Raw genomic sequence first — 11,389 nt, 5'->3', positions numbered from 1 at the left:
ATGGAAACATACATGTCAATAATGATTGGGGTTTTATTTGCCATAGGAACTTATTTAATATTAACTAAAAGATTATTAAGGATTGCCTTAGGCACATCTATTATCGGTCATGGTGTCAATTTGCTCCTCCTTACAGCGGGAGGCTTAAAAAAGGGAGCTCCTCCCCTCCTTGGGTTAAAGGAGCAGTCTTTTACTGATCCCTTGCCCCAGGCCCTTATATTAACGGCCATAGTAATTAACTTTGCCACAACTGCTTTATTTATAGTTTTATGTTACCGAGCTTACAAAGTATCGGGAACAGATGACATCGAACAATTGAGAGGTCATGGAAATGAATAATTTAGTTATACTGCCCATAATTTTGCCAATAATAGGCGGAATGCTGATGGTTATTTTAAGAGAATATCTATGGTTTCATCGGTTATTAACTCTGGCAGTGACATTAGCCATTGGAGCAGTATCTATTTTATTAATGGAGCAAATAAAAATAGATGGTATTCAAACCCTGCAATTGGGTGGATGGGCGGCCCCCTTTGGTATTAGTCTGGTGGCAGATATGTTTGCCATATTGCTTGTTTTAGTCACCGCCATTGTAACTTTTTGTTGTGTTTTATATGCTTTTTCATCCATTGGAATCGAGAGGGAAAGACATTACTTTTATCCCCTATGTTTATTCCTTATTGCCGGCGTAAACGGTTCCTTTTTAACCGGTGATATATTTAACTTATTTGTTTGCTTTGAGGTAATGCTGGTTGCCTCATATGTGCTTATTTCCTTAGGTGGAGAAAAGATACAACTGAATGAATCCATTAAGTATGTGTTAATCAATATGATTTCTTCATTTCTCTTTCTGGTGGCCATCGCATCACTATATGCCATAACCGGTACCATAAATTTGGCTCACCTATCTGTACGCATAGCAGAAGTGGGGCAAGGCGGCCTGATAACCACAGTTGCCTTTTTATTTTTAATTGTTTTTAGTTTAAAGGCCGGTTTATTTCTCTACTACTGGCTTCCGGGGTCTTACAGTGCTCCGCCGGCCGCCATCTCGGCTATATTTGCCGCCCTATTGACCAAGGTGGGAATATATGCCATTATTCGCACATTTTCCCTGATATTCTACCATCAACCGGAGGTAACCCACCTATTTATAGGAGTTTTGGCCGCAGCGACCATGGTTTTAGGGGCAATTGGAGCGGTGGCCTACTGGGATATTAAAAAAATCATTACCTATACTGTGGTGGTGGGAGTGGGCTTCATTCTGGCGGGATTTGCCTCTTTTACCATGGCAGGAATGACCGGGGCCTTGTATTACTTAATTCATGATATGATTGTTAAAGCGCTGCTTTTCCTTTCTGCCGGCGCAACTATTCATTTGAGCGGCACCAGTAAGATCAGGGAAATGAGTGGCTTCATCCGCTTGCATCCCCGGTTGGGGTGGATGTTTTTTATCGCCGCCCTGTCTTTATCAGGCATACCACCATTAAGCGGTTTTCTCGGCAAAGTTTTTATCACAGAAGGAACATTCCAGGCTGATTACTTTTGGCTGGGCGCAATTGGGCTTTTCACCAGCCTTATGGTGCTGTACGCTGTGATGAAAATCTTTATGAACGTTTTTTGGGGATATACAAACTATACTGCCGAAACATTAAAGGGAACAGCAAAAGGATTATTACTGCCCATCGGCATTCTCACCGGCTTAACTATTGCCCTTGGATTAGGTGCAGAGGGGATTCATGAATACGTGGATCTGGCTGTAACAGGGCTGATGGAACAAAATATGTATATAGAAGCTGTTTTAGGAGAAAATCGCCGCTAGTGGCTTAGCAAGAAAGAGGTGTGGTTCCAATGCCCATACAGGTATTAATCAATTTGTTTATTGGTTTTTTATGGATGTTTTTTCAGGATAGTTGGAGCGCCTTAACCTTTTTAGGTGGCTATACTTTTGGTTTGCTTGTTATATTTATTCTGCGCCGGTTCTTCCCTACAAAATTTTATCTGTTTACCTTATATGCTGCGCTAAGACTGTTTCTTATCTTTATGTATGAGCTGTTTATGTCCAGTATTTTAGTGATCCGAAAAATTATTACCCCAAAAATTAACATTAAACCCGGAATTTTTTCATTTAAGACCACCTTGGAAAGTGATATTGAAGTTACACTGCTAGCTCTCCTTATTACTTTAACTCCGGGTTCAGTTGTAATGGAAATCTCTTCGGATAATAAAATACTTTATGTTCATACCATGGATATGCCGGAACTCAGTATTGCAGTTATACAATCAATGGACAGATTTGAAGAAGCAATTAAGAAGGTGACAAGAAATGATTAAATGGATACTCTTTTGCTCACTGTTTTTTTTATTGTTAACGGTGACTGCCATAATGTATCGGCTGGTGAAGGGCCCCACCGCCCCCGAACGGGTTCAGGCATTGGATGCCTTAAGCACTAACATTATTGCCGGGGTGGCAATCTTTTCTGTGCTGTTGAGAAACACTGCCTTTTTTGAATTAATACTCTTGATTGGCATTTTGTCCTTCATTGGAACCATCGCATTTGGCAAGTTTATTGAGCGAGGTGTTATCATTGAGCGGAAATGATTTAATTGAGTTAGGTATTGCCATAATCATTTTAATAGGGACAATCTTTGGTTTCCTTAGTGCCGTTGGCTTTATTCGTCTACCCGATATTTATAACCGTGCCCATGCCATTTCGAAAACTTCCACCTTAAGTGTTTTATTTGTTCTCATTGGCACTTTTCTTTATTTCCTAATTCTGGAAAGATATTTTAGCATTAAACTGTTCTTAGGGATATTCTTTGTTTTTTTAACTTCACCGGTTTCTGCCCATGTAATCTTGCGGGCTGCCTATTACTCAAATGTAGAACTTGCTGAGGAGAACGTTCAAGATGATTTAAAAGACTATGTCATGTCCGCAGCAAATGAACAAAAATGATTCTCAGGTCTTCACAAGTCTAGTTTTCTCGGGTGGATCTCGTCCAAATATATATAGATACAAGGACAGCAATTATTAAAAGGATTATTCTGGCAAAAAGATTGCTTACTACAAATACAATAGAAAATCCTATGGTTAACCAAATCAAAAAGATTGCTTTCTTCTTGGCCTTGAGCGGTATGCCCTTGCCGGAAATATAATCTTTCACATAGGGAGCAAGATATTTATTGTTAAGAATAAAATAATATATTTTTTCACTGCTTCGCACATAGCAATAAAGGGACAGCAATAAAAATGGGGTTGTAGGAAGTATGGGCAGAATGATACCAATGATCCCCAATATTAAGCTAAGAGTACCTATAAGAGTCAGTAGGATCTTTTTCATTCCCGTCACCTGTCTTTGGCACACTTTCCTCCTTATCTAATAATATAATTTAGATATTATTAGATAAGGAGGAATTTTCTTGTTAACAAGGGAAAAATTTATTCAGATTTCTTTAGAAACCAATCTTTTTTTTCAAAGAATAATGAAAGAGCACTTGTTTTTTATTGAAACCAACTTACAACCGGTTGAAGCCAGTTTAATAAATGAAGCCAATAGTTTAAAAAAGAGTTTTGAACAGCTCTTACATGAAACGGTGGTCTATGCCGACGGCCTTATATCGGAGAGTGCCATTAGGTCAAATGAATTTGTAACCCCCTATACCCTAAGGGCCGAAAAAGTAACCTCAAGGTTAACCGGAGCAGGCCTTAATACAATGATCACCAAAGCTGAGCTTGAACTGGCCAGCAATCCAAAATGCGTTGATGGAGAACAGCTTGAGAGCATAGTATATGCAATAAATGCCAGATCTATTAATCTGCTGAAAGAAGTTATTGCTTTTCAAAGAAAAATATTGGACCTGGCATTGGGGTGTAAAATATTTGTCACCTTATATCCTGAAATATTAGAACATGTTACATGGGAAGCAATATACTACTTAGAAATGCTAAAATGCCTGCAGAACAGAAAGTTGCCGAAAAAAGCAGTCTGTGAAGAACTCGATTTCTGGAATAATATTATGGGGGAACATGGCCAGTTTATAGACGGGATGTTAGATCCAAGCGAAGAAGTTCTCAAGGGAACTGCCGAAGGCTTTGCGGAACAATTTGAAAAGTTAGTGGAAGACTGCATTAAGGAAGCCGAAAAGCAAATAATTCATAGAAGCTTGGTCACCACAGAAGAAATTAGAGACTTTAAAGAGGCGGCCACGGAAGGTTTATTGGAATGTGAAATTAAATCCATTATTCCCCTACTCCTTGCAGATCATGTGCTTCGTGAGGCCAATCATTACCTACGATTGCTGCGTATGATGAAAGGATGCAGGTAAGAAATAAAAACAGGGTACTGTCTGCTAACCATTGTTAAGAGACAATACCCTGCTTGCCTTTCTTTCCCGCCTTTTGTCCCAAGGAAACTTAACGGGGATCGTATCCTACCACCGACCAGATACCTGTCTCATCCTGCCGAACCAGTCGCTTTAGATAGACCCGCTCGATTGGCCCATGCCCCACTTCCACAACCGCTTCAGCAGAATTGTTTGCCACCACTTTATAGGACGACATGGGTATTTCTGGCTCCCCTTGAATTCCTTCCGGTGTTACCTTTAAATTTACAAAAGTAAGAGATACCTGCAAAGGATCAAGCTGCCAAGGGCTGCTTCCCCTATCCACCTGTTTTTGGTCAGCTTCAACAAGCTCTTTATCTACCGAAACTTTAACCTGGGCCTTACTTACCAGGTCTTGATTGGAATTGGGAACGGTGAGATCAGGTGCAATCTGACCGGCCAGCTCCAGCCGTTGAACCCCTTCCACTTGAATTTCAAGGCCATTTTGCCTCCACCGCAGTCTATCCCACCATACCTCAAGGGGGCCGCCGGCGGCAACACCTAAGGAGGCATTGGCTGCCGGTTCAAAATCTCCCTTAGGCATTGTTTCTGTAATGGTGGTATCGCCATAATCAAAGATAATTCTATCTTGAAAGGCTAGGATGCGGATCGGTGCCTTCTCCGGCAACAAAGGTGTTACTCCGCTGATGGCGGCTGCCTCTTCAACGGTGGCTACCAATTGTCCCGGCTCGTTTTCTACCACCCGGTATCCCTGGGGTACCTGATAGGTAAATATTTGAGGATCAATTTCAGTATTGGGTTTAAAACTTACAAAGGTATATGTGGTCTGCAGTGCATTTTGCATGGCTGTTTGCAGTTGAATGGGTAAATTGGTCTCGATATCGACCCATAGATAATACTCCATTCCTCCCGGCGGGGAAATTGCAAGTTTTGTTGCTTGCCGACCGGCAATCAACTCAGAGCCAACAATAGTGTGAGGGTATTGTTTTGCCCGTTTGGCCTCATCACGCAGGTCAAAATTGTTCCGGGTGTGATCTGGCAGCAGCGGCAGCAAGGCTACTTCCCTATCATTATGACTGATCTGCCACTTTTGCCGGCCGTTATTAATAATCAGAGTACCATCATCTTGCCTGATGGCATATTTATCATCTTCGGCCCAAAGCTCCACCTGACGTACCAACCATTCCTCCCCCACGGCATTCTTTGTACGCATTTCCAGGATACCATGATAATTTGACAATTGGGTAACTGCCTTCTCCATGGCATAAACCACATCCTGATTAAATGGACCCAACCAGTTTACTAATACAAATATCAGCAAACCGGCAGCCAAGGCTGCCATAGCCGGTAAAATTCCTTTAACAGACTTTGGTTTGGATTTAGCCGCTTGTCCGTTTTGTCTTGCTTTTTGGACCTCACCGGCCACGGTCCGGGCTAATTTCTGTGGATACCCATCCTCAGGCATGACAGGCTCTCTCAAAGAACGGACCAGCCGAGCCGTTGCCAGCAGCTTTTCCAGCTCCGGGTCATTGGCGGTATCCGCTGTTTCTGAATGTTGTTCATTATTTAAGGCATCTATATAATTAGAAAGCTTTTCTTCCGCACTGTTTTTACTCAACATGATCCCTCCCCTTTTTGGTCTTGCAGCTCTTTATCATCCAGCAACCGGGATAAGGCCTGCAAGGCTCGATGCTGTGCTGTGCGGACTGCCCCTTCCGTTTTCCCCAGCAGCTTTGCAGTTTCAGCCACCGAATAGCCCTTTATAATTCGCAGTTCAAGAATGGTTTGCTGTTCCTGACTCAGCTTGGCCATTGCACCTTCCAACAGTAAGCGCTGTGCTATGGCATTTTGCTGATCACCGGCGGCTGTTTCTGCCGGATTTATTTGTTGGAAATTCACTAACACCCCTCCCCGTTTCTCTTTACGCCACCGATCCCGGATTATATTTAGAGAAACAGTTTTCATAAAGCCCAAAAAATTTTCTTGGGGAGCCTTGTTTTTCTGCATGTAACTTAGTGTTTTAACATATGTTTCCTGGGTAACATCCTCTGCATCCTCTCGGTTTTGTACTTTATAGTAAATAAAGCGGTAAAGGGGTTCCCAAGTGGCCACACATATTTTTTCTATGGCTTTGGGGTCACCCTCCGCAGCCTTTTTATATACATCAGCAGCTATCACAAGTTTTACACCTTCTTTTCGGCCGGTTGTTTGTATTCATAAATATAAACGATATTGATATCCTATATGTTACATAAAATTTTTTCCATGCTTATTCCACAAGAAAAACTATCGACAAAAAATCGATAGTTTTTTCTGGGTATATTTTGTTGTGGCCACTACAAAGGCACCCTACGTCAAAATCCGTAAGGTGCCCTGCAGATTACCTAAATAGTTCTGGCGATTTCGTTTGCCCCCCATATGGCCGGCAAGATTTTTGCCGGTTCTTTGGCATCGCCTACAAGGTAATAGTCATAGCCAAGCCTCTTCACCGTATCCACAATGGATGTGTTGCTCTTGGAGCCAACGGCTATAACTACCGCCCCACAAGGTATTTCTTGCCGCCTTCCTTCTTTCTCAACAATGATAGAATCATCCTTAATTTCAACACATTTAGTATTGGTATGAACGGCCACGGACTTTTCTTCAATAATACCAAAAACATAAGGCTTTATATACATCTCCAGGTCTTTACCAACCTGGTCCGTCATTTCAATAACTACAACCTCTTTACCTTGCTGGCTGAGAATTTCCATTGCTTCCAATCCAATTAGCCCGCCACCTATAACAGCCACCTTATGGGCACTGATGTATTGGTCTGATACTATAACCTTCCTTGCCTCAAACACATTGGGGCGGTCAATACCCGGGATATCCGGTATTATCGGTTCAGCCCCGGTGGCTACTATGATTACATCAGGATTGATCTCCCTTATTCTTTCTTCATTTGCAGGAGTATAAACCCTGATATCCACACCTGCCTTAAATGCCCGGTAGCCCATATGGATGGCTGCCTTAGAGAAAATATCCTTATGGGGTGCACGGCCGGCTTCAAGGAATTGCCCACCCAGGGCAACATCCTTTTCCAGAAGAATAACTTCATGCCCTCGAATTTGTGCTACCCTGGCTGCTTCTAATCCTGCCGGTCCTCCCCCGATAACCAGTATCTTTTTCTTTTGTTGGGCAGGTTTGATCACCACTTCCCTTTCATGGCCGGTGGCAGGATTAAAGATACAGCTATTGCCTAAACCTTTGAACATTCTTCCAACACAACCCTGATTGCAGGCAATGCAGCGAACAATATCGTCGGTCTTACCTTCCATGGTTTTTTTCACAAAATCAGGGTCCGCCAGCTGTGGCCTCCCTAACCCTATAAAATCGGCCATACCTTCCCGCAGTACTTCTTCTGCCTGTTCCGGATTGTTAATTCTTCCGGCTACAATAACGGGAACACCGGTATGTTTTTTTATTTGGTAGGCGTTGTAAACATTAACCTTTTCAGGGTAATAATAGGGCGGGACGGTATAGGCCAAGGCATCATAACATCCCTGTGAAACATCCAGGGCATCAAGCCCGGCTTGAACATAAAGTTTAGCCGCCTCAATGGCATCTTCTAACTCAATACCGTCTTTTACATGCTCAATGGCGCTCATTCGTAAAATAATTGGGAAATCGCTGCCAACCTTTGACCGGACATCCTCAATCACTTCGCAACCAAAGCGGGCCCTGTTCTCAAGACTGCCCCCATATTGGTCAGTTCTTTTGTTTGTATAAGGGTTGAGAAATTGATCAATAAGGTAGCCGTGGGCCCCATGGATTTCAACCGCATCAAAGCCGGCCTTTTTGGCCCTCACTGCAGCGTCGCCTTAGCTTGAGATTATCTCCTGCACTTCTTCAAGTGTCAGAGCCCTGGGTTCTTCCCCAATAAATGCATTGGTAACCACAGAGGGAGCAACGGGCTGGCCCCCGAAAGGTTTCCCTGAGGTCTGTCTGCCCCCATGCCACAGCTGAATGCAGGCAATACCGCCGGCGTCTTTAATTGCTTTTGCCAATTCCGCAAGGCCCGGAATAAACTTGTCATCATATATCCCCAAAACGGTGGGGGATTTCGTTGTATAGTGAACGGTGGCAATTTCTACAATATTCATGGCACAGCCACCGAGCACCCTCCGCACATGATAATCGATTAATTGCTGCTTAGGGTATTCGTTGTCCACATATCCGGAGCCCATTGGCGGGAAAACCGAACGATTCTTCAGCGTTAAATTGCCTATTTTGCCAGGCGAAAGAAAATTTTCAAACATAGCTACATCTCCCATTTGTAAAATTCTGTGTTATAGTTTGTACCTCTTGCTATTATTTATGTGCCCTATGATTAAAATTGATTCAGTAAAGGTGATTCGATATTATTTTATTAATAAAGTCGAGTATCATTAATAAAGCTTTGGTATCATGTAGATATGAAAAGGAGGGGGCCATGTTAAAAGAATTAAACGGTGTCATTGACTATATTGAAGAGCATTTAACAGACCATCTATCCCTTGAAAGAATTTCTGAATATGCCGGGGTGTCAGACTATCACCTTAGAAAGATATTTTTTTATCTTTCAGGAATGACCCTTAGTGAATATATAAAAAACAGAAGATTGTCGGAAGCAAATAAGGATTTATTAAATGGAGAAAAAGTAACGGACGTTGCTTTTAAATATGGTTACCAGTCATTGGACGGTTTTACCAGGGCATTTAAAAGGTGGAGTGGTTTTTTGCCTTCAGATGTAAGTAAAAAAGGCATAAGTAAAGTGTTTCCCAAGCTTTCATTTGTAATAACAATCAAAGGAGGAAGTACCATGGAGTTTAGAATTGAAGACAAGCCCGCATTTAATTTAGTCGGCGTAAGCAGGCGTGTTCCTATGCAGTTTGAAGGGGTTAATATGGAGATTGTAAAGCTTGCCCAAAGCATAACGGACCAACAAAGGGCAGAAATGCATTCTCTTCAAAATATGGAGCCCTATGAAATTGTAAATGCTTCTTATGATGCAGACGCTAATTTTTTAAAAGAAGAAGGCTACTTAACTCACTTGATCGGTGTATTAACCACTGAAGAACAAGTAAGTGATTTATTAGAAAAAGTGCCGGTGCCAGCCTGTACTTGGGCAATATTTCCCAATGAAGGGCCATTTCCTGATACTTTACAAACAACAATGGCAAGAATATATTCAGAATGGCTCCCCTCCTCAAATTACGAAGTGATCAAGGTCCCCACTTTTTCTTTTACTAAAATGAATGAACATAAAAAGGGTTACGCCTATAGTGAAGTTTGGATCCCTGTTCGAAAAAAACACTGATTTGTCCTTCTTTGTAGTTTCAAGAAAATCCCCGTTGGTGTTAACGGGGATTTTAAATTCAGGTTATTTTTTTTACTCACTGAGGGAATTTGAAGGCCTGCTATCATGTGGCGCTTGTTTGCCCAGACAAACATAATTTAATTTTTCCTCCCTAAGCCCCCGGTTTTTAACCCAAAGGTAAGGGCGATGATTGCTGCCGATACCCCTGCCAAAGCAATAAATGAAATCAAGAAATTACCACCTGTTTGATCTAGCATTGAGCCTAAAACAGGGGGGCCTACCGTTGTACCTAAGTTCGAGGCAACTGTTAGCATCCCCATCCCCATACCTATCTCGTGGGGTTTAACTGTCTCAGGAAGAAGGGTAAAAACGAAGACAGGTATCGGAGCAAAGCCGACCCCCAAAGCAACAGCCCATAAGGGGAGACCAAAGAAATTCGCAGCTAAGAAGGCAAAAGAAATTAAGATGATAAGATTCCCCATTAGGAAAAAAGGTTTTTTACGACCCGTTTTATCAAAAAGCAACCCCATGATCGGTGCTAAAAAGATTGATGCAAGCATAATCAAGCTGGTTAAAAATCCTGCACGCTCCCCTAAACCGATAGACTGATAAAACTGAGGGCCGAAAGTGACATAAGCTAAAAGCTGAGCATTGGCAAGTGTCCAAATGGCAACCAGAAACCATAAACTCATACTGCCTTTGAACTTCGGCCTTGAATCTCCACTTGACCCATTAGAGTCGTTACTTTTAGGCAGCGAAAGGGCTATTATCACAAATAGCAGCACCAGCCCTAAAAAACCTGCAACACCCTGTAACATAACCCTCCAGCCAAATACTTGTCCCAAAAGACCGGAAAAATTGGCTGCTAAGACAGTACCCAACGGCACGGCCATATTAAAGATCCCCATGCCAATTCCCATTCTGTTTCGATCAAAAAACATAGTAATTAAGAGAGGAGCGAGTACCACTAACACAGTCGCTCCCACCCCTGCCATTAGTCTAAATAAAATAAAAAGTGGAAAAGATCCCACAAAAGAAAAGGCTGTTAATCCGCCAATCATAATAAGTAAAGCCACAATAATCAATTTTTTTATATCGAAACGAATAGCCAGATAGGCAACTAAGAAAGGGAGAAAAATCCCGGGAATAGCGTAAGCCCCCATTAAGATTCCTGCCTGGGAGTTCGAGAAAGACACTTCTTTCATTATTTGCTCAAAAAGTGGCGGCAACACTTGTAAGGATAAAGCAAAGCACATCATCATAAGAAAAGAAATACTTAGGACCACCCATTTATATGAATCTTGTACCCGGTGATTCACCAAATTTATCGCCTCCTTTAGCATTATAAATATACTTAATTGAGTGAATACTCCAAACACAGTCCACACCAATTGCCAGTGCTGGGGCTGCAGCTACCATAGAAGACCATTAACTTTATTACTATAGCTAGAAACTAGGCATACCCCATTGAATAAGAATTATTGGGGGAGGCGTATCCATGTAAATCAGCCATCCCGTGAGCTTATAATCGCCGATCAATTGTTATAAAAAAAGCTTTGGACTCCTCAATTCTCATTGAATCCCATTGAGCTATGGTAAATACCGGAGAGGAATATCCAGCCCTGGCCTGTCCATAAAGGATGCCGCCGCAACCATATAGCCTAGTAGATTTTTTCTGTCGGCGTCACACCAAATAAGTTCTGCTT

12 protein-coding genes and 1 pseudogene are annotated in these 11,389 nt (G+C 42.1%); 7 read left to right on the top strand and 6 right to left on the bottom strand.

Annotated features, from left to right (window positions below; translation table 11 throughout):
* Genes BR02_RS0100990 through mnhG form a run of 5 tightly spaced genes read left to right on the top strand, consistent with a single transcriptional unit; the run spans position 1 to position 2,954 of the window.
* Positions 1–339: a Na(+)/H(+) antiporter subunit C gene (locus tag BR02_RS0100990; RefSeq protein WP_031513338.1), complete on the top strand. Its 339-nt coding sequence runs from the start codon at positions 1–3 to the stop codon at positions 337–339.
* Positions 332–1,819, top strand: coding sequence for a Na+/H+ antiporter subunit D (locus tag BR02_RS0100985; protein WP_031513336.1), 1,488 nt, complete (start codon positions 332–334; stop codon positions 1,817–1,819). Before BR02_RS0100990 ends, BR02_RS0100985 begins: the two co-directional genes overlap by 8 nt.
* A gap of 29 nt (positions 1,820–1,848) precedes the next feature.
* Entirely contained in the window at positions 1,849–2,331 is a 483-nt protein-coding gene (locus BR02_RS0100980) for a Na+/H+ antiporter subunit E (RefSeq protein ID WP_031513333.1), read from the top strand.
* On the top strand, positions 2,324–2,599 hold the full coding sequence (locus BR02_RS0100975; RefSeq protein WP_031513331.1) for a monovalent cation/H+ antiporter complex subunit F: 276 nt from the start codon (positions 2,324–2,326) through the stop codon (positions 2,597–2,599). The genes BR02_RS0100980 and BR02_RS0100975 overlap by 8 nt, the downstream gene beginning before the upstream one ends.
* Entirely contained in the window at positions 2,586–2,954 is a 369-nt protein-coding gene (gene mnhG / locus BR02_RS0100970) for a monovalent cation/H(+) antiporter subunit G (RefSeq protein WP_031513329.1), read from the top strand. The genes BR02_RS0100975 and mnhG overlap by 14 nt, the downstream gene beginning before the upstream one ends.
* A gap of 19 nt (positions 2,955–2,973) precedes the next feature.
* On the opposite strand, the gene BR02_RS16075 is transcribed toward mnhG, so the two are convergent.
* A complete protein-coding gene (locus BR02_RS16075; protein ID WP_051688065.1) occupies positions 2,974–3,339 on the bottom strand; it encodes a YbaN family protein in 366 nt (121 codons plus the stop codon).
* A gap of 79 nt (positions 3,340–3,418) precedes the next feature.
* Here BR02_RS16075 and BR02_RS0100960 point away from each other — a divergent pair, with 79 nt between their 5' ends.
* Positions 3,419–4,324, top strand: a complete 906-nt coding sequence (locus tag BR02_RS0100960; RefSeq protein WP_031513326.1) for a DUF2935 domain-containing protein — start codon at positions 3,419–3,421, stop codon at positions 4,322–4,324.
* A gap of 88 nt (positions 4,325–4,412) precedes the next feature.
* On the opposite strand, the gene BR02_RS0100955 is transcribed toward BR02_RS0100960, so the two are convergent.
* The 4 genes and pseudogenes from BR02_RS0100955 to BR02_RS15820 all read right to left on the bottom strand — a co-directional run.
* On the bottom strand, positions 4,413–5,960 hold the full coding sequence (locus BR02_RS0100955) for a LolA family protein (RefSeq protein WP_051688051.1): 1,548 nt from the start codon (positions 5,958–5,960) through the stop codon (positions 4,413–4,415).
* The gene (locus tag BR02_RS0100950; RefSeq protein ID WP_051688050.1) at positions 5,957–6,520 is read right to left on the bottom strand and encodes an RNA polymerase sigma factor; all 564 of its coding nucleotides are present in this window, start codon (positions 6,518–6,520) and stop codon (positions 5,957–5,959) included. The genes BR02_RS0100955 and BR02_RS0100950 overlap by 4 nt, the downstream gene beginning before the upstream one ends.
* Before the next feature lie 206 nt (positions 6,521–6,726).
* Positions 6,727–7,599 (bottom strand): FAD-dependent oxidoreductase, encoded by an 873-nt coding sequence (locus BR02_RS15825; protein WP_238442377.1) that lies wholly within the window; start codon positions 7,597–7,599, stop codon positions 6,727–6,729.
* Between the two features lie 60 nt (positions 7,600–7,659).
* Positions 7,660–8,643: pseudogene (locus BR02_RS15820) on the bottom strand (NADH:flavin oxidoreductase); the annotation flags it as partial.
* 173 nt (positions 8,644–8,816) lie between these two features.
* Here BR02_RS15820 and BR02_RS0100940 point away from each other — a divergent pair.
* Entirely contained in the window at positions 8,817–9,683 is an 867-nt protein-coding gene (locus BR02_RS0100940; RefSeq protein WP_031513320.1) for an AraC family transcriptional regulator, read from the top strand.
* Positions 9,684–9,820: 137 nt separating this feature from the next.
* On the opposite strand, the gene BR02_RS0100935 is transcribed toward BR02_RS0100940, so the two are convergent.
* Positions 9,821–11,002, bottom strand: a complete 1,182-nt coding sequence (locus BR02_RS0100935) for an MFS transporter (protein WP_238442376.1) — start codon at positions 11,000–11,002, stop codon at positions 9,821–9,823.
* Positions 11,003–11,389 lie beyond the last annotated feature (387 nt).

This window comes from Desulfofalx alkaliphila DSM 12257 (assembly GCF_000711975.1).
Taxonomy (GTDB): Bacteria; Bacillota; Desulfotomaculia; order Desulfotomaculales; family Desulfohalotomaculaceae; genus Desulfofalx; species Desulfofalx alkaliphila.
The sequence above is the reverse complement of the archived record's forward strand: the minus strand, read 5'-3'. Positions and strand labels throughout refer to the sequence as shown.

Coding starts and splice junctions, on each gene's coding strand:
- BR02_RS0100940 (WP_031513320.1), top strand. CDS start 8,817: ATGTTAAAAGAATTAAACGGTGTCATTGACTATATTGAAGAGCATTTA.
- BR02_RS0100975 (WP_031513331.1), top strand. CDS start 2,324: ATGATTAAATGGATACTCTTTTGCTCACTGTTTTTTTTATTGTTAACG.
- BR02_RS0100990 (WP_031513338.1), top strand. CDS start 1: ATGGAAACATACATGTCAATAATGATTGGGGTTTTATTTGCCATAGGA.
- BR02_RS15825 (WP_238442377.1), bottom strand. CDS start 7,599: ATGTTCAAAGGTTTAGGCAATAGCTGTATCTTTAATCCTGCCACCGGC.
- BR02_RS16075 (WP_051688065.1), bottom strand. CDS start 3,339: ATGAAAAAGATCCTACTGACTCTTATAGGTACTCTTAGCTTAATATTG.
- BR02_RS0100985 (WP_031513336.1), top strand. CDS start 332: ATGAATAATTTAGTTATACTGCCCATAATTTTGCCAATAATAGGCGGA.
- BR02_RS0100980 (WP_031513333.1), top strand. CDS start 1,849: ATGCCCATACAGGTATTAATCAATTTGTTTATTGGTTTTTTATGGATG.